Annotated in this window: 17 protein-coding genes and 1 pseudogene; 9 read left to right on the forward strand and 9 right to left on the reverse strand. The window is 68.2% G+C overall.

What is annotated here, in order from left to right; all coding sequences use genetic code 11:
* Window positions 1-10: 10 nt before the first annotated feature.
* Window positions 11-1,063 carry an NAD(P)/FAD-dependent oxidoreductase gene (locus ACZ4U4_RS25690; RefSeq protein ID WP_467878668.1) on the reverse strand — a complete coding sequence of 351 codons (1,053 nt, stop codon included), beginning with the start codon at window positions 1,061-1,063 and terminating at the stop codon, window positions 11-13.
* A 289-nt stretch (window positions 1,064-1,352) separates the two neighbouring features.
* Between ACZ4U4_RS25690 and ACZ4U4_RS25695 the strand changes: the two genes are divergently transcribed.
* Window positions 1,353-2,057: a rhodanese-like domain-containing protein gene (locus tag ACZ4U4_RS25695; RefSeq protein WP_467878670.1), complete on the forward strand. Its 705-nt coding sequence runs from the start codon at window positions 1,353-1,355 to the stop codon at window positions 2,055-2,057.
* 216 nt (window positions 2,058-2,273) lie between these two features.
* Here the strand turns inward: ACZ4U4_RS25695 and ACZ4U4_RS25700 are convergent, their stop codons facing one another.
* Window positions 2,274-2,675, reverse strand: a complete 402-nt coding sequence (locus tag ACZ4U4_RS25700) for an ATP-binding cassette domain-containing protein (protein ID WP_467878672.1) — start codon at window positions 2,673-2,675, stop codon at window positions 2,274-2,276.
* 488 nt (window positions 2,676-3,163) lie between these two features.
* Here ACZ4U4_RS25700 and ACZ4U4_RS25705 point away from each other — a divergent pair, with 488 nt between their 5' ends.
* Complete coding sequence (locus ACZ4U4_RS25705; protein ID WP_467878674.1) at window positions 3,164-4,042, forward strand: FAD-binding oxidoreductase; 879 nt, start codon at window positions 3,164-3,166, stop codon at window positions 4,040-4,042.
* An 80-nt stretch (window positions 4,043-4,122) separates the two neighbouring features.
* The gene (locus ACZ4U4_RS25710; RefSeq protein ID WP_467878676.1) at window positions 4,123-4,620 is read left to right on the forward strand and encodes a hypothetical protein; all 498 of its coding nucleotides are present in this window, start codon (window positions 4,123-4,125) and stop codon (window positions 4,618-4,620) included.
* Here ACZ4U4_RS25710 and ACZ4U4_RS25715 read toward each other — a convergent pair.
* Window positions 4,560-4,817, reverse strand: coding sequence for a hypothetical protein (locus tag ACZ4U4_RS25715; RefSeq protein WP_467878679.1), 258 nt, complete (start codon window positions 4,815-4,817; stop codon window positions 4,560-4,562). The genes ACZ4U4_RS25710 and ACZ4U4_RS25715 overlap by 61 nt on opposite strands.
* Before the next feature lie 800 nt (window positions 4,818-5,617).
* On the opposite strand from ACZ4U4_RS25715, the gene ACZ4U4_RS25720 reads away from it, so the two are divergent.
* The 4 genes and pseudogenes from ACZ4U4_RS25720 to ACZ4U4_RS25735 all read left to right on the forward strand — a co-directional run bounded on the left by ACZ4U4_RS25720 (window position 5,618) and on the right by ACZ4U4_RS25735 (window position 8,803).
* Window positions 5,618-5,887, forward strand: a complete 270-nt coding sequence (locus ACZ4U4_RS25720; RefSeq protein ID WP_467878681.1) for a Tn3 family transposase — start codon at window positions 5,618-5,620, stop codon at window positions 5,885-5,887.
* Between the two features lie 319 nt (window positions 5,888-6,206).
* Entirely contained in the window at window positions 6,207-7,280 is a 1,074-nt protein-coding gene (locus ACZ4U4_RS25725; protein WP_467878784.1) for a DNA polymerase III subunit beta family protein, read from the forward strand.
* A gap of 20 nt (window positions 7,281-7,300) precedes the next feature.
* Window positions 7,301-7,810, forward strand: a complete 510-nt coding sequence (locus tag ACZ4U4_RS25730; protein WP_467878683.1) for a hypothetical protein — start codon at window positions 7,301-7,303, stop codon at window positions 7,808-7,810.
* Window positions 7,807-8,803 (forward strand): annotated as a pseudogene (locus ACZ4U4_RS25735) (IS481 family transposase). Before ACZ4U4_RS25730 ends, ACZ4U4_RS25735 begins: the two are co-directional and overlap by 4 nt.
* Window positions 8,804-8,901: 98 nt before the next feature.
* Here ACZ4U4_RS25735 and ACZ4U4_RS25740 read toward each other — a convergent pair.
* Both ACZ4U4_RS25740 and ACZ4U4_RS25745 read right to left on the reverse strand, forming a co-directional pair.
* Entirely contained in the window at window positions 8,902-9,750 is an 849-nt protein-coding gene (locus ACZ4U4_RS25740) for an NmrA family NAD(P)-binding protein (protein ID WP_467878686.1), read from the reverse strand.
* Window positions 9,747-10,172, reverse strand: a complete 426-nt coding sequence (locus ACZ4U4_RS25745) for a nuclear transport factor 2 family protein (RefSeq protein ID WP_467878688.1) — start codon at window positions 10,170-10,172, stop codon at window positions 9,747-9,749. Before ACZ4U4_RS25745 ends, ACZ4U4_RS25740 begins: the two co-directional genes overlap by 4 nt.
* A gap of 86 nt (window positions 10,173-10,258) precedes the next feature.
* Here ACZ4U4_RS25745 and ACZ4U4_RS25750 point away from each other — a divergent pair, with 86 nt between their 5' ends.
* Both ACZ4U4_RS25750 and ACZ4U4_RS25755 read left to right on the forward strand, forming a co-directional pair.
* On the forward strand, window positions 10,259-10,849 hold the full coding sequence (locus ACZ4U4_RS25750) for a TetR/AcrR family transcriptional regulator (RefSeq protein WP_467878690.1): 591 nt from the start codon (window positions 10,259-10,261) through the stop codon (window positions 10,847-10,849).
* A 184-nt stretch (window positions 10,850-11,033) separates the two neighbouring features.
* Window positions 11,034-11,891, forward strand: coding sequence for a recombinase family protein (locus tag ACZ4U4_RS25755; protein WP_467878692.1), 858 nt, complete (start codon window positions 11,034-11,036; stop codon window positions 11,889-11,891).
* Window positions 11,892-12,210: 319 nt separating this feature from the next.
* Here the strand turns inward: ACZ4U4_RS25755 and ACZ4U4_RS25760 are convergent, their stop codons facing one another.
* From ACZ4U4_RS25760 to ACZ4U4_RS25775, 4 genes are all read right to left on the reverse strand, one after another.
* Window positions 12,211-12,573 carry a hypothetical protein gene (locus ACZ4U4_RS25760; RefSeq protein ID WP_467878694.1) on the reverse strand — a complete coding sequence of 121 codons (363 nt, stop codon included), beginning with the start codon at window positions 12,571-12,573 and terminating at the stop codon, window positions 12,211-12,213.
* 419 nt (window positions 12,574-12,992) lie between these two features.
* Window positions 12,993-13,703 carry a hypothetical protein gene (locus ACZ4U4_RS25765; protein WP_467878696.1) on the reverse strand — a complete coding sequence of 237 codons (711 nt, stop codon included), beginning with the start codon at window positions 13,701-13,703 and terminating at the stop codon, window positions 12,993-12,995.
* A gap of 1 nt (window position 13,704) precedes the next feature.
* Complete coding sequence (locus ACZ4U4_RS25770; RefSeq protein ID WP_467878698.1) at window positions 13,705-14,190, reverse strand: hypothetical protein; 486 nt, start codon at window positions 14,188-14,190, stop codon at window positions 13,705-13,707.
* Between the two features lie 38 nt (window positions 14,191-14,228).
* On the reverse strand, window positions 14,229-16,631 hold the full coding sequence (locus tag ACZ4U4_RS25775) for a glycoside hydrolase domain-containing protein (protein ID WP_467878701.1): 2,403 nt from the start codon (window positions 16,629-16,631) through the stop codon (window positions 14,229-14,231).
* Window positions 16,632-16,743 lie beyond the last annotated feature (112 nt).

Consider the following 16,743-nt stretch of genomic DNA (forward strand, 5'->3'; position numbering starts at 1 on the left):
CGGTAAGGGCTCAGTTCCCTCCGGGGAGGCAGCCCAGTCCGTGCGCACGGCTGCCCTGCACCCGCCGCGACACCTCGGCCTCCCTCGCCCCGCTGAACACTTCACCGTCCTTCGCCGCGCGGGCGGCGGCTTCCGCGTCGGCCTTCAGCAGGTCCATGTGGATCGCGGCGGCCGCGGTGGTGCCGGCTGCTGCCGCGGCGGGAACCCCGGCCAGTACATCGCTGACGTTCCCCGCGGCCCACACGCCCTGCACTCCGGTGAACCCGGAGGCGTCCACCTGGAGCTGCTCCCCCAGACCCATGGGGTGTTCCTGCATCGTCACGCCCAGCTCGCGCAGGAAACCGGCGCGCGCGAGGAACCGGGGGGCGACCACCAGTTGCTGGACCGGCACCACCTTTCCCGATGCCAGCCGCACGCCCGCCAGCTGGTCATGGCTGTCGACCTCGAGCCCGGTGGCCTCACCGTCGACCACGCCGACGCCGAGAGCGGCCAGCTGCTCCCACTGTTCGTCGGTCAGTTCCGTTGCGGTGTGCAGGAACAGCGTGACGTCCTTGGACATCTGACGGAACAACAGGGCCTGGTGGAAGTTGCCGAGCACCCCGATGACCTTGTCCCGGACTTCCCAGCCGTGGCAGTACACGCAGTGCAGCACGTCCCGTCCCCACCGTTCGGCCAACCCTGGCACGTCCGGCAGCACATCGACCAAACCAGTGGTCACCAGCACTCTGTGTGTCCGTAGGCGCTGCCCGTCCTCGGTGACAACCCGGAAGCCCGCGCCGTCCCGGGAGATCCGCGCGACCTGCCCCGAAACGACACGACCGCCGTACGAAGCGACCTCCTCGCGCCCGAGCCGCAGCAGCTCCAGGGGAGAGATGCCCTCGCGGCCGAGCACACCATGGGCGCCGGCAGCCGGAGCATTGCGGGGCTCACCCTTGTCGATCACCAGAACCGACCGGCGCACCCGTGCCAGATTCAAAGCCCCGGAAAGGCCGGCGGTCCCACCCCCGACCACCACGACGTCCCAGGTCTGTTCACCATCTCGTATCAACTCGAACTCGCTCATGCCATCAGCGTGCGACGGTGCCGGCGATGCGGCAAAGGTTCATGCTGGACTGGCAAGACGCCCCGGTACCTCGCCGTCGGCGATGGCCCGCCGATCGGCTGACGGCCGGGCCCACGCCGACCACCTTGCTGGTCCAGCAAGAAGATTCGTCGCCTGCGGACACGTGTGTGCAGGCTGCGTCCAGACGGTTCCGGCTCACAACCGAAAGCCGCCATCTCCAGGCCTCGGTCGTGTTCCCTCATCCGTTGGGAATTCCTCCGCACGAGCGGCATGTCGGTAGTCGAAATACTTGAGGAAGCAGCAGATGGAAAATCGCCACGTCGTGATCATTCCGATCGAGATCGATGAGGAAAAGGAAGCCAATTATCTCGCCGCATGGCAGGATGCCGCGGAGGTGATGGCGGCGCAGCCCGGTTTCCTCCGGACGTACATGTTCCGCACGATCGTTCCGGGAAGCACATTCTCTCTCGTCAACGTGGCGGAATGGGAGTCCACCCGTCACTGGGAAGAGGCAATGAATGTCTGCCCGATGATGGGACAGCAGATAGCCGTCGTCCATGCCTCGAACTACGAGGCGATCCGGACGGTCCTGCCCACGCAGAGCCTGAGTTCCGGCGACGGTCGCATGCCCGCTGACCTGTCTCCTGTTGAGGCGCGTCGCCGTGCCGTGGACGGGCAACTCACGCTGGTCGATGTTCGTGAAGACGACGAATGGGCAGCGCGTCACCCGGCCGGCGCCGTCCACGCCGCGCTCAGCACATTGCCGGCGTTGCTGTCGGATCTGCCTGACGGCCCACTGGCCTTCGTCTGCCGCACAGGCAACCGCAGCGCGCAGTGCGGCGTGCAGGCGATCCGCGCGGGCCGGTCCTCCGTCTACAGCGTGGCGGGCGGTCTTGAGGCGTGGGAAGCAGCGGGGCTGCCGGTCGTCCTTCCCGGGAGCGAGACCGCGGAGAACAACGGCGATCGCGTCGCAGATGCGGTACGCGAGGGCTGACGAAAGCAAAACAGGCAGATAACCGTCGTATACGTCCGTCGGCATGAGGCCGGCCGGATACGCCGTCCGCCCGCAGTCTTCGGAAAGTTCGCTTGCCGCCATTCCGGACGGTGACCGTTCGCGCAAGGGCCCAGGACATGAGAACCCCGGATGTCGCGAGCGGTTCGGAGTGGCGCAACAGTTCCGGAGCTGCGGCGGCGGCTTCCCGAAACGGAATTACCCGGGTACGCCATCCCGGAGAGGAGTCACACCATTTTTCAGGCGCTCGGCACGGGCGCGGGACTCCGTGCGGCTCAGGCCGTACGCACGGCCCTGGGTGATCAGCTCGTCGCTGACCCGGAAGTTGCTGCCCGCGCTGTTGCCCTGGCCGAGGTAGCCGATGCGGCGGCGGACCCCGGAGGGGTCAGTCAGCACGTCGTGCCCGGCGACGACGGCAGTGCCCGAAGTCGGCGGTAGCAGGGTGGTCAGCATGCGCAGGCTGGTGGTCTTCCCTGCGCCGTTCGGGCCGAGGAAGGCGACGACGGAACCCGCTTCGATGTCGAGGTCCAGACCGCGCACGGCCTCAACGGCCTCTCCTTTGGCGCGGAAGCTGCGGGTGAGCCCGCGGGTGTGGATCATGGGTTCTCCCGTACGGGGTTCAGGGCGGAATCAGGGGGCACGGCCCGCGCCCGGGCAGGCCGGCTCGGGCGCGGGGCAGGCGGAAGGAATGTCAGATGCTCTGGGCTCTTGACATCTTCGAGCTTAGAAGCGCTAATAACGTCTTTGTCAGCCTCCCTGACGGTCTCGATCTGCTCTTCGAACCGCCCCCTACGCCGCCCCCCTGCGCCGCTTCGAGCCGCCCCAACACCCGCCGAACCACCCGTTCCGGTACGGCCGTTGCCGCCTATACCAGCGCGACTCCACCGTCCCGCCAGCGAGGACACCCAGGCTGGGCGCCAACAAGGCGATCGGCCACGGGCCGGACGGGAAGGTCGGTATCCCCATTGGCACGACTCACACGAAGACGGCTCCTAGAACTCTCAGCGCTCTCCGGGGGCACCGCGCTCCTCGGTGGCCCTGCCGAGGCATCCGCCCCCAGAGGGACCGACCCGCCGCCCCTGGGACCCGTGGTGCTGGGGCCCGACGACCCCCGGTACGCCGAACTCGCCACACGCGGCTACAACGGCCGCTTCACCGGCTCCCCGGACGTGGTGCACCTCGTCGGCACGGCCGGGCAGGCGGTCCGCGCGGTGGAAGAGGCGGCCCGCGCCCGCAAGCGCGTCGCGGTCCGCAGCGGCGGCCACTGCTTCGAGAACCTCGTCGACGACCCCGCCGTCCGGGTCCTCGTCGACGCCTCCGAGATGACAGCCGTCACCTACGAGCCCGAACGGCGGGTCTTCGCCGTCGAGGCGGGCGCCACGCTCGGACGCGTCTACCGCACCCTCTACCTCGGCTGGGGCGTCACCCTGCCCGGCGGCGGCTGCCCCTCGGTCGGCGTGGGAGGCCATGTCGCGGGCGGCGGCTACGGAGCGCTCTCCCGCCGGTACGGGCTGGTCGTCGACCACCTCCACGGGGTCGAGGTGGTCGTCACGGACCAGACGGGCCGGGCCCGCCTCGTGACGGCCACCCGGGACTCGACGGGCGCCGAACGCGAGCTGTGGTGGGCCCACACCGGCGGCGGAGGGGGCAACTTCGGCGTCGTCACCCGCTATCTGTTCAGGACACCCGGAGCCATCGGCGGCCCTGGCGACCTGCTGCCCCGCCCGCCGGGCGCCGTCCGCTCCCTCTCCCTCGGCTGGCTGTGGCAGGACCTCGACCGTGCGGCCTTCACCCGGCTCATGCGCGCCCACGGGGACTGGCACCTCCGGCACGTCGGCCGCGACTCGCCCTACAGGGACCTGTCGAGCGGGCTCACCCTCGGCCACCGCACGAGCGGACGGATCAGCGTGGACGCCGCACTCAGCCGGCGTTCAAGACTGGCCACGCAACGGGCAGTGGTGGCTTGACCGCACCGCCGCACCGTCCTGCTCGGCATGCCCCGTGTCGGACAGCCCCTGCCCGACGTCCGACCGACGAGGAACCCGCTGTGACCACGCCCATGACCGACGGCCGCCACCAGGACACCGAACGGCGCCACCAACGCGTGCGTGCCGCCCTGGCCAGCGCCGTCCGCGACGGCACCTCACTGACCGCCTCGGCCATCGCCCGCGCCGCGCGCGTCGACCGCACCTCCCTCTACCGCCACCGCGACCTCCTGGAGGAACTGCACGCCGCCGCTCGCCAACCAGCCGGCCCCACGCCGGCCCGCGGGCCGGCCGGCGCCCAGGCGTCCTTCCAAGCCGACCTGGCCAACGCGGGCGCCCGCGCAGCCCGCCTCGCCGCCCGCGTCCAGCAACTGGAAAGCGCCTGTCCCAAGACCTTGGAGAACAGGCGTGGCGCGAGTCGGGACTCGGCGCCCCGGCGGACATCGACGAACACCGCCGGACGATCACCCAGCTGGAACAGCGCAATGTCGAGCTGGCCTCACGCTTGGAAGAACGGGAAGCCGAACTGGAAGCCGCGCGCGCCGCCAACCGCGAGCTGACCCAGGCACTGAATCAACGCGGATGACACCGAGGCGGTGAACCTCCCGACGCCTTCGGAAGTCACCCGGCGCCACACGCCCTCGGCTTCGTCGATGACGTCGATCTGCCGCTGCCCAACGCCGACTTCGCCACCCGCATCGAAGAGCTCACCGCCTGCCACTGATCTGGCGTCCCGCAGGGAGATGCCGAGGAACATGCCGATCTCGCCGGCGGTGGCGCCCGCGCGGGTGGCGCGGCGGCCCCGTCCCACTGGGCTTCGAGGTAGAGATCGGTGGCCAGGGCGAGCACCGCCAAGGCATCGTCGACCGAGGAGAGAAGTAACCGAAGCCCCGGCTCGGCGAGCTGAGCCCGAGGGCCCCCGGGCCGCCGGCGCGACGCTGCGGGAGCGATGGGCGGCCATCGCCCCCGAGCTCGCCGGACATGCCGCTGCCGTGTCGTACGACGCCGACTCCGGCCAGCTGATCGTGTGCCCGGAGTCGGCGGCCTGAGCGACGAAGACCCGGCTGGAGCACGGGAGTTCGGCGCGCAGGTGACGGTGGTGCGGCACTCCCGCCGCACAGCCTGCCGGTGCCCGATCACGAGTCCTTCGACGTGCTGACACCGTTGGACGAGAAGGGCATCGCCCGCCCCGGCGTCGACCTCGTCGCCGAACGCGCCCCCGCCGCCCGCCGCAAGGGTGAGCCCCGGGACCTACCGGTGAGCTACCTGCTCCCTGCTGTCCAAGCTAGGACTGGCCCTGTTCGTGTCGCAGAGCAGCGTTTCGACAGCAGTTCGGGAGGCACCTGCCTCTCTGGATGTTCACGAGAACGGGCAGCAGCACGGTGGTGACCGCCGAGACGCCGTCTGCTGTACCTCGGGCGGCGGGGGGCAAAAAGCGCTGGCTACGGGCGTGGGCGGCGGCCACCATCGGGCCGTTGCCGACCGCGGGTAGGTGCCTCCCGTTCTCGTGAACATCGCCCCTGCTGCTCGGCGGGCGCCTCCCGAAACCGTGAACAAGTGCTGCCGGAAGTCGTGAACAAAGCCACCCTGCTCCTCCAGGACATCCTCGCCGAGGAGAAGTGGAACAAGCGGCTCACCGACGCAGACCGGCGGGCCCTGTCCCCGCTGTTCTGGACTCACGTGAACCCCTACGGCCCGTTCGAGCTGGACATGAACTCCCACCTCGACCTCGTCGCCGCGGCGTCCGTTGTGCCCAGCCCCCGTACGGCGCCCGTTACACAGACTCCCGAACCGGTGATGGAGAATGCAGCCGGGTTGGGATCATGAAGCCCCGCGCCCGGCTTCACCAGCGGCCGGCTGCATCATGGACTGAGGTGAAGCCGGGCCGACTGCTGGTGCCGACGCGGTCTCAGGCTCTGTGCGTGACGGTGAGCCAAGGCGTCAGTGGGCCGAGTGCCTCACCTGTGCTCAGCGCAGAGTCGTCTTCCCGCTCGTGTGGACCTACGCGAGCCCTACGGCCACCACTTCGACTCACCTCCAACAGTCAGACGTCGTAGTAGCCGGAGGTGGTGTTGCTGGCCATGACGTTGGTGACGCCCCAAGTCGCTGTTGACCTTCGAGTTGGTTGAAGCTCAATGATGGCGAGGTGCCAAATTCCGAGCTGATGCCGATCGGCGTCTTTGCCCAACGCAGCGGCCTGACCTCCAGCGCGTTGCGGTTCTACGCCGACTCCGGGCTACTGCCGCCTGCCGAAGTGGACCCGGTCACGGGCTACCGCTACTACGCCGCTGACCAGTTGGGGCGGGCAACCACACTGCGTCAGCTTCGCGAGATCGCTATGTCTCTAGCCGCGGTCGAGGCCGTCCTTGACACCGAGGCCGAGGAGGCGGCACGGCTGCTCGACGAGCATGTCGCCAAGATCGTCGGGGATGCGGCTGCGGCACGGCACAAGGCCGGTGTCATCAAGTCCGCGCTGGGCGCCAACGTGCCTGGCCTGCTGATCGCCACGCTGAGGGGCCCCGTCCTGGCCGATGCGGTCGAGCAGGTCCTGGCCGCGACCGCGCACGAGCCGGGGATGCCGGTGCTCGCCGGCCTGCACATCGAGGCGAGCCGTGAGGCGATCGCCCTGACGGCGACCGACCGATACCGGCTCTCCACCCGGACCCTGGTACCGCCACAGCCACCGGCCCAGACGTGGGCCGGCACGGTGGATTGCGATGATCTGCGCACGGCGGTCGCCGAGGTCCGGCGCAGTGCGCGAGTCCGCATCGAAGCGGTGCCGCACGGGATCTGGCTGCGCATGTCCGAGCGGGAGGACCGGCACTGCCGCCTGCTGCCCGAGGACTTCCCCGACCACCAGATGATGCTCGCCTCCCTGGGCGAAGCCACCACCCGCGCGACGGTCTCGAAAGACGCGCTGCTGCGCGCCCTGGAAGAACACCCCAGCGAACACATCGCGCTGCACATCAGCGATCACGGGGTGAACGTCCGGTCAGCAGAAGACGAAGACACCGGCATCCCCCTGCCCGCCACCGTGACGGGCGAGGCCCTCCGGATCGGGTTCGAGATGACCACGCTCTATCCCGCCGTGAGCACGGCGATCGGCCCCGATGTGATGTTCGACCTGAGGGGATACGACCGGCCCGTCACCATCCGCTCCGCCGACCGTGGCGATCTGACCACCCTGGCCATGCCCATCAAGCGCGACCACTCAGCCTGAGAACGACACCGAGGAACCTCATGACCCCCACACCCGCCAGCTCCGACCCGACCATGGAAGCCATCGGCCAAGCCGTCATCGAAGGGCGTAAGGGCGACACTCTCGCAGCCCGCCACAAGCTCCTGAACCTGTGGTCGGCGATCGGCGTCAGCGGCGACCCGCTACACCGTTGCTCACTCGCCCACTACCTGGCCGACCTCTACGAAGATCCCGCCCAGGCCCTCGCCTGGGACATCCGCGCCCTGGACGCCGTCGACGCCGCGACCGACCAACGCGTCCAAGAGCACCATCCCAGCCTCCACATCGCCGGCTTCTACCCCTCGCTCCACCTCAACCTGGCCGACAACTACCGCCGACTCGGTTCCTTCGACGCGGCCGCCGAACACATCAACGCGGCCAAAGAGCACGCCCCCAACCTCCCCCAGGACGCATACGGCGCCCTCCTACGTACCGCCCTGGACGAGGTGGCAGCGGCCATCTCCCAGAAGGACACCGCCAAACGCCCCTCCGCGCCCGGGCCCACTGCGTGACGCACCGGAACGCGCCCCTCACCATCGAGGGGCGCCGTCGACTCGTCGAGCGTTGCCGAACCAGGCCGATTGCCCACGTCGCAGCAGAGATGGGAATCTCCCGGGCCTGCGCATCGAAGTGGGTCAATCGCTATCGCAGTCACGGCGAACTCGGGCTGGAGGACCGCTCTTCCGCACCGCACCACCAGCCGACCGTGACACCGCCCGAGCTCCTCATACTCATCGAACAGCTGCGTCGGACCGACAAGTGGTCCGCGTCCCGGATCGCCTTCGAACTGGCCAGGACGGAACGCCGATCAGCCGACGGACCGTCAGCAGGCACCTGGCCGAGCTCGGCCTCAACCGACGCCGATTCATCGACCCGAACGGTGAGGTCAACCGACAACCACGGAAAATCCAGGCCCGACGGCCAGGTCACATGGTCCACGTGGATGTGAAAAAGGTAGGCCGCATCCCCGACGGTGGAGGCTGGCGCGTGCACGGGCGCGGCAGCGACCAGGCCAAGGCCGTCAACCGGAGAAAGAAGACCGCGCGCGGCGGCTACGTCTACCTGCACTCGGCCAAGACGGGTACAGCCGTCTCGCCTACACCGAAGCACTGCCCGACGAGAAAGCCACCACCGCGATCGCCTTTCTCCACCGTGCGCGCACCTGGCTAGCTGCACACGGGATCACCCGCATCGAACGGATCGTGACAGACAACGGTGCCTGTTACCGCGCAGAGAGCTTCACCCGGGCCCTGCTCGGCGCAAGGCACCAGCGCATCGCGCCCTACACCCCACGCCACAACGGCAAAGTCGAGCGATACAACCGCATCCTGGCCGAAGAATTCCTCTACGCCCGGACATGGACGTCAGAAGCCCAACGCGCCCACCTCCTGGGCCGCTGGATCGTGCACTACAACTACCACCGGCCACACACCGCCCTTGGGAATCAACCACCCGCAGCACGTCTACCGGACGGCGTCACCAACGTTTTGGCCTCCTACACCTAGGCGGTTTTCTACGACTTCTCCGATGTCCGAGCCGCCGTAGACAGCCAGGCCAAGATTACGCAGGGTGTCGGGCCCGAACTGCTGATCGCCCTGGAACATCATCCGCTGGATCGCATCTCCCCCTCAAAGAGGGCTCGGAAGGCGCGCGGGGGCCGACCGGTGAGGCGCTGGACGGTGTCGGTGATGCGATCCTCCGCCCCTTCGGCGATGCCACGGTCCAGGCCAGCCAGCATTGTGGCGAACTCCACCGGCACCTGCGTCGTGAGGCGGTCGCGCATCTGCTCGTAGGGCAGACGGCGGTGGACCACGGGCCGACCGGTGACCTCGGTGATGACCGCGGCGATGTCGTCGTGGCTGAGTGACTCGGGCCCGGTGAGGACGAGATCGGTGTTGGGGGCTTGCTCGTCGGTCAGAGCGCGCACGGCGACGGCCGCGATGTCCTCGGCGTCGACGAAGCCGACCCGGCCGCTCGCAGTGGCGGTCCAGATGATGCCCTCATCCCGGATGCTGCGTGCGTGCGCGTGCGTGCCGGTGAAGTTCTGCATGAACCACGAGGGCCGCAGTACCGCCCACTGCGCGAAGAGACCGGGCAGGGCCTGGTGCACCGTTCCCACCGCCGGACCGCCCTCCGCGATGGCCGAGGAGCTCAGCAGCACCGCGCGGTGCACGCCGGCTGTGCGGGCCTGACGGAGGAACGGCAGCATGGTCGCCGCCGGGTCGGGGTCGCCCACGGGCGGTATGAGGTAGACGCGGTCCACGCCGTCGAGAGCGGTCGCATGCGTCGCGGGGTCGTACCAGTCGAAGGGGACCGGCTCGGCGCCGGCGACCGGGGTGGCCCGGCGGCTGGCGGCTTTGACGCGGTGACCCGCGGCCGTCAGCTGTGCGGCGGTGCGGCTTCCGGTCGTGCCGGTGGCGCCGATGACCAGAGTGGTGCCCGCGGTGGTCATCGGCTGCTCCCGGTGAAGTCGGCGCCGGGCTCCTGGACGCCGAGGGGGTTCCAGTAGTCGCGGTAAGAGGTGAAGTGCCCGTCTCGAACGGTCACAACGGCGATGTAGGTCATGTCGAAGGGAGCATCGATCTGCACCAGGCGGCCGACGCCGCGCATCTCGACCACGATGGTCTGTGGATCGGTGGTCTGGTGGATCCGCAGGTCGGGGAAGTCGTGCAGGTCGATGTGGTCGGGGTAGTGGCGCATGTAGGCGGCGATGGCCTCCTTGCCCTCCAGACGCCGGGGCCAGCCGTCGGGGGCGAAGGGGAACTCCATGAGGCCGTCCTCGGCCCACAGGGCGACCCACCCGGCAATGTCCTTGTCGAGCAGCAGTCGCAGGCTGCGGCGGTACAGATCCGCCGGGGAGATCGGTGCGGACATGAGTATCCTCCAGTCATAGAATACGGACCGTGGGTCCGCTTTGAAGATATGGACCACGGGTCCGTTTTGCAAATGGAAGGAGCGGCATGCCCGAACGCCAGTCGTCTCGTAAGGACGCCATCCGCAACCGGGAGGCCGTGCTCGCGGCCGCCGACGCCCTCTTCACTCGCCGTGAGAGCCCCGAGGACGTCACCATGGCCGACGTCGCGGCAGCGGCCGGTGTCGGCAAGGGCACGATCTTCCGGGCCTTCGGCGATCGCGCCGGGCTGCTCCGTGCGCTGTACGAGGCACGGCTCGAACCGATCAGGCAGGCCGTCGAGACCGGCCCACCACCCCTGGGGCCCGCGACCCCACCGCGGGATCGCGTACCCGCCCTGCTCGATGCCATCCTGTGCTTCAAACTCGACAACCGGCGCCTCGCGCTGGCCTTGGAGGAAGGCGGGAGCAGCAGCCCGTACCAGGCGGAGCACTACGAGCGGTGGCACAGCCTGCTCCGAGCCGTACTGGAGCAGATCCCCGGCCTGACCGACAGCGACTTCACCACCCACGCCCTGCTCGCCGCCACACGGGCCGACCTCGTCGAGCACCTGGCCGGGAAAGAGTGCATTCCGCGGGAAAGACTGCGGGCACAGTTCACGAACTTCGCCACCAGAGTCCTGGCCTCCGGCTCACCGTAAGGGTTGACCGCCCAGGGACGGCCGAGGATCGGCGGAGCCTCTCACAAACGGTCCTTTGCCCGAGCAAGATCGGAAACGGGCCGCCGGACCGCCGCCGGACCCGGTTCCGCTCTCACAACCCGTTCTCACTCGAAAGTGCCGCGGGCCCCCTTCTGAGACTTGCATTGTGCGAAGAACCGGGGTCATGACGGACCCTCAGCACCCACCGCAGAACGGTCGGTCGGACGGCGACGACGTCGAAGCGCACGCCTGTCCGAAGTGCGAAGCCCAGCCCGGCTCGCCCTGCCGCTCGCGCGGCGGCGCGGTCGCCTCCGCCTACCACACCCGCCGCTTCACCAAGGTGCCCCGACTGAAGAAGGCACTGCGCATGCCGACCCCCGCCGACCGCGGGCCCGGCCGGCCGTGGCGGCCGGGCACCCCGCCCCCGGCCCCGGTCGATCCGGACCTCCCCGGCGCGGACATCCGCATCGGCTACTCCCGCTGTTCGACCCTCGGCCAGGAACTCGACTCCCAGCTCGACGCGCTCGCCGGACACGGCATCCCCCGGGACAAGATCTTCGCCGAGAAGATCAGCACCCGCGTACGGGTCCGGCCCCGCTTCGAGGAGGCGCTGCGGACCGCGCGGGAGGTCAAGGCGCACGCCCCGCACTGCCGGGTCATCTTCACCGTGTACGAGATGAAGCGGCTCGGCCGCGACGCCGCCGAGCTCACCGCGCTGGCCGACCACCTCACCGCCCACGGTCTCATCCTGGAGATGCTCGCCGGGCCCCTGCCCGGCCTCTACGACCCCACCGGACCGGGGAAGCTGCTGTTCGCGTTCTTCGCGGCGATGGCGGAGGCCGAGCGGGAGAACATCCGCGAGTCGACCCTCGAAGGGCTCGACACCGCGGCCCGCAAGGGCAAGCACGGCGGCCGGCCCCCGGTCATCACCGACGACATGCTCCACACCGTGCTGCGGCGCCGCGCGGGCGGCGGCAGGGGCATCACACCGTCCTCGGGCGCCCCGCCCAGACCGCGGCCGGCAAGCTGGTTGTTCTCGTAGAAGGTCACCATCTGGGCCAGCAGCGGCATCTCCTCCCGCAGCCGCTCGGCAACCGACGGAGTGAGCCGCTCACCGTTGGCCAGCACCTGCCCGCTCCTGCCGACCGCGACCGACAGCACCTCGCCGTCCGGGGCGAAGTGGTACTTCGTCTCCGCCCCGTCCTCCATCAGCCCGGCGTCGATCGCCCGGGTCCATTCCTCCCGCCGCTCCTTCATCGCGGCCTCCAACCACGGCGGCATGCCGCCCGTACCGCCGCCGACCACACGCCTGCGCTTGTTCCGCCGGGCCTGCTTGGCTCGCTTCGCGTCCCGTGGCCGAGTCAGTAGAGTCCGGGCACGCTGCCGGAGGAGTGGCCGGGCGCCATCCACTCGTGGAGCGCGAACCGTCGGTACACCTTCGGCCCGACGACCGTGTCGTACTCCCCGATGGCCGCCTGGTCCAGCGCGTTGTTCCAGCGGTGCATCCAGTAGCGGTCCGCGACCCAGTAGGCGGTCTCGGCGATGGACGAACCGTCGATGAGGAGGCTGTGGTCCTGGACCCGACGCAGGGCCTCGGCAAGGTCGTCCGTGGTGATCGGCATCCCCTTGCCGGCGGCAACAGCGGCGAGTTCGTCATCGACGGCGTCCACCCCGTACGTGCGCCATCTCCGGGACGGCGCCTCCACCACACTGACCGGAGGCACGTTCTCGGCCCCGCTTGCCGGTGGATCACTGGGGGCTCTCATCAACACCGGCCTCGAAGGCTTCGTCCGCAACGCGGCTGAAGAACTGCCGCGGGATCTGCGCATCAATCTCATCAGCCCTGGCTGGATCAAGGAGACGTGGGAAAGCATGGGTGCGGACGGGCGGACGGCACTCCTGTCTCCGAGGCGGCGCGAGCGTATGTGGAGGCCGTGGAAGGATCCGCGCTGGGCCAGACCATACGTCCATAGACGTGAGGGGAGCGGCCCGCTGCCTGTGGGCAGCGGGCCATCGAGTCGGGCTCGCGCACTGTCAGCTGGCCTTGGCGGGCCTTCGGTCCGGGCTCGGGTGCCGGCGAGGCGGTAGGAGTCGGTGCCCCGGTTGGACCACGCGACCGGGGCACCAGGGCGGAATCAGCTGTCTATGCGGAACGCTGCTGGGTGCGTGCCAGATCGCGGGCTGCCCGCAGCCGTTGTGGAACGAAGGCGTTGATCGTACCTGCGCCCTTGCCCGGAGCGGCCTGCCAGCTGTGGATCTTGGTGGTGACCCGGGCGAGCCTGGGGTCGCCGGGCGTGACATCGATCTGGAAGTGGGATTGCTTGGGCAACTTCTCGTCGCCACCCCACCGCACGGTCCCCTCACAGTCGGCGAGGATGTCGCGGATGACGTCGACGTCTTGTGGGAAGAGGCAGCCGTCGGCACCGAGTGGAGAGGCATGAGGCCGGACGGCTATGGCGGTGCCGGAAAGGTAGTTGCTCTCGAATGCGGCGGCCACCGCGCGGTTGGTGGTGTGGCCGGTGATGTCCTCGGTCTTCAGCTCGGAGTCGATCTCGTAGAAGTACCTGCGGGCCACGTGTAGAAGCACCGTAGCGGTGTCCCCGCTACGCAGGGACACGGTCATGGGGGAGCCCTCAACCCGGTGCGGGGCGATGCCGTCGTGGTCGGTGACCTGCCAGCCGTTGGCGGACGTGCTCGTGTGCCATGCAGTTGTCCGCTCGGCGGGCTGCGGGCTGTCGGCCGCGTGGGCGGTGCCGGAGGCGCCCGTGGCCATCAGGGCGCTGCTCCCGGCCAGGCCCAGCCCACCGGACAGTACGCTGCGCCGACTCAGGGGGCTGCTCTTGCTCTTGCTCACTTCAACTGCTCGCCTTCTCGGTTGTGTTGGACGCCGTGCTGTGTCTGTGCCGTAGCAGGTCGGACACGGTCAGGGTGATGCCGAGGACAACCCCCACGAGGGCTGCGAAGATCGCCACGTTGAGCCATATGGGTACGAGTTCCAGGTGCGTGCCGTCGCCCCAGCGGCACTCGCGTGAGAGCGGCAACATCCGTTCCACCACCCATAGGTCACCGTCGGGTGCCTCGTCCTTCATGGGGGAGCCAAGGGCCCGGAGGCACGGGGCGGTGGCGCCGTCCATGTCGAACCCGATCCACAGCCCCGGCACATAGGCCCACAGCCCCGCGCTCGCCGAGAGCATCGTCAGTTCCACACCCCGCCACGGTCTGCGCCGGGAAAACCAGGCACGGCGGGTGGTCGGCAGGTGCACCGCCTTGACCATCAGCAGAAGTGCGGCGGGTATGAGGGCGACGTGCGCAGCGGCGAAGAGGCTGGCGGTGTCGATCACGTGGAATCCTCCTGGTCGGTCGCAGAACCTGCCGGGTTCTACCTGCCGGCGTTCCGGTCGTCGGCGCCTTGGCGGGCGGTGTAGGCGGCACGGAGAGTGCTCTCGGTGGCCACACGTTCCTGTAGCGCATCCGCAAAACCCAGCAGATAGGACTCCAATTTCTCGTGGGCCAGTGCCCCGGGGGCGAGGGTGGGGACGCCACCGGTGGAGTTGTAGAGATAGGTCAGACCCGCAATGATCAAATCGTCGTCCTGCTGGGCCAGCAGGTTGTAGGAGACATCGACCACGCCCTGGTTGGTGCCGTGGAAACGCTGGGCGTAGTACTTCTTGAAGCGGGTGAGATTGCCGCCGTTGATGTAGTGGTCACGGACGGCGTCCACGATGTTCTTGCCTCCCTTGACGACCTTGGCGAGGAGATAGCCGTCCGCATCCTCGATCATGTCCGAATATCCGAAGGAGGTGAGGACGTCGGGCTTGGCGAGGCGGGCCTTGCAGTAGGCGCGGCCGTTGGGGAATTTGTCGCTGTCGCGCTGCCATTCCCCGTAGAACGTGGCCAGGTCGCCACCCCAGCCGGCAACGTCACCACGGTTGGTGAGGTTGCCGCCCGGCTGGGTGATCTTGTAGTGGCCGCACATTGTCGCCAGGAGGTGGTCGGCGCCGACCACAGCGCCGGTAAAGCTGTCGGTGAATGTGTTCTTGACCTTCACACCCTTGGACGTGGCGTAATCGAGGAATCCGGCGTCGGCCGCACCGATGAGCTTTCTCCACTGGAAGTCGTTGTACTTCTTGCTGCGGATGAAGTCCATGACGAGCAGGTTGGGATCGCCCTTGCCGTAGGACTTCGCGAGGCCGTACAGCTCCTCGATGTAGGCGATGAAGCCGTCGGTGGGTGTGCTGGCCTCGTTCACGGAGGAGACGCCGAAGTCGGCGCCCTTCTTGTGTACGACACGGTCGAGGTCGAAGCGGTCGCTGCCGTCGGTGAAAGCGAATTCCTTGATCTGATTGAAGGACCAGTTCTTCGGGAGAGGGAATCCGAGGTTGCCGGAGAACCCCCAGGACATGCCCGATACGAATGCCCAGCGTACGTAAGCTTCGCCGGTCACCCTTCCGCAGACATTACGTGAGCCGTACACGCCGGGTAGGTAATGGCCGCCGGTCGAGGTGAGGGCGGAGCGTACGCCGTGGAAATAGGGAAGGATGTTGCTGGATATCTCGGGGTCGGTGGCGTCGTAGTCCACCGCGAAGTAGATCGTCGTTCCCCGGTTGAAGCCGTAGTGCTTCGCGCGTTCGTGCGCCTTGAGGCCGTGCTGGTAGCCGACAGAGTAGGTGAAATCTCCGAGCTTACGTGCGCCGTACTGAAAAATGGGGAAGCAGCGCATGCCGGCATCGAAGATGGTCTTCAACTCGCCGGGTTTGATGGGTTTGTCGAGCGTGCCGCCCGGTTCCTCATCCAGGTAGCGACCCACGCAGTCGTATCCCGCGTTCTTGAGGGCCTTGGCTCGTGAGGCCGTGATGGCGAAGCGGGTGTCGCAGGCGGTGGCCGGCCGGTCCGGGTCCCCCATGGAAACCAGCAGCTGTGCCCAGGTCGGGTAGTCGCCGTTGCCGTTCTTGTTCAGCTCGGAGAACTCCTGAAAAGCGCGTATATAACTGACGAGTTGATCGCCGTAGCTACTGGTGAACGACGCCTCACGGGCCACATCGTCGCCGTCGGCGGTCGTATACCAGGCGGGGCCGTTGAAGACTGCGGCGGCGGAGAACAGTTGAACGAAGACGCCAGAGTCCCCGTTCTTCAGGGTGTGCTGCTTGAGTCCGGCCTGGGTGGCAGGGCCGAAGTTGCCGGTGGCCGAGCCCTCCCCGACACCGATCTCGTACTGGATGGCCTTCATGAGGGCCTTCTGCACATCGCGGGAGAAGATGCCGTCGCAGGGAATGAGGTAGTAGGTGTCCTTCTTCCAGTACTTACCGTTGAGCCACTGCTGGATGGAGCGTACTTTCTCGGTGCCGCCGGAAACGACCACGTAGGCGTCCATGGTCAGCAGTGCCTTTACTGCCTTGGGCGCGAGATCGGAGCCAGTGGTCGTCCCCAGGCCCAGGTCTTTGAGCATTTTTCCGACGGCCTGGCGGGTGGGTACGCCGAAGTCGCCGTTGATGTCGCCCGCGTGGTAGCCCTTGCAGAAGAACGCGGACTGAACGATCTTGACGATGTTCTCGTTCTTCTCAGTCACCTTGATGCCACCACGCTTCATGACCTCGCCCAGGGTGCTCGGCCCGAAGCTGTCGGAGAGCGTTGTGATCCCCAATTCGTGCTGGAGGGCCCGGGTGAGGGAGAACATCGTCGTCCAGCCGGTTCGGCCGTTCTCCGGACAGGTGTTGTACCCGGACACGCTCTTGTAAGTTGAGTTGACCCACTTCTGGGCCTTGAGGACCATCGCGTCAGCCATGAATGGGGTGTTCCTTTTCTGTCGTCATGGAACAACGGGGCTAAGCCCGCTGAGTCGGTGGTGAGGCTCCGTTCTGGTCACTGCCGCAGCGCCCACGGGGCCACGGTCACCG

The organism is Streptomyces sp. NPDC029159 (assembly GCF_055564055.1).

What these genes read in the sequence shown, in the direction of transcription:
- ACZ4U4_RS25690 (WP_467878668.1), bottom strand. Translation starts at nt 1,063, where the DNA reads ATGAGCGAGTTCGAGTTGATACGAGATGGTGAACAGACCTGGGACGTC.
- ACZ4U4_RS25700 (WP_467878672.1), bottom strand. Translation starts at nt 2,675, where the DNA reads ATGATCCACACCCGCGGGCTCACCCGCAGCTTCCGCGCCAAAGGAGAG.
- ACZ4U4_RS25715 (WP_467878679.1), bottom strand. Translation starts at nt 4,817, where the DNA reads ATGTTCCTCGGCATCTCCCTGCGGGACGCCAGATCAGTGGCAGGCGGT.
- ACZ4U4_RS25730 (WP_467878683.1), top strand. Translation starts at nt 7,301, where the DNA reads ATGACCCCCACACCCGCCAGCTCCGACCCGACCATGGAAGCCATCGGC.
- ACZ4U4_RS25740 (WP_467878686.1), bottom strand. Translation starts at nt 9,750, where the DNA reads ATGACCACCGCGGGCACCACTCTGGTCATCGGCGCCACCGGCACGACC.
- ACZ4U4_RS25745 (WP_467878688.1), bottom strand. Translation starts at nt 10,172, where the DNA reads ATGTCCGCACCGATCTCCCCGGCGGATCTGTACCGCCGCAGCCTGCGA.
- ACZ4U4_RS25750 (WP_467878690.1), top strand. Translation starts at nt 10,259, where the DNA reads ATGCCCGAACGCCAGTCGTCTCGTAAGGACGCCATCCGCAACCGGGAG.
- ACZ4U4_RS25755 (WP_467878692.1), top strand. Translation starts at nt 11,034, where the DNA reads ATGACGGACCCTCAGCACCCACCGCAGAACGGTCGGTCGGACGGCGAC.
- ACZ4U4_RS25775 (WP_467878701.1), bottom strand. Translation starts at nt 16,631, where the DNA reads ATGGCTGACGCGATGGTCCTCAAGGCCCAGAAGTGGGTCAACTCAACT.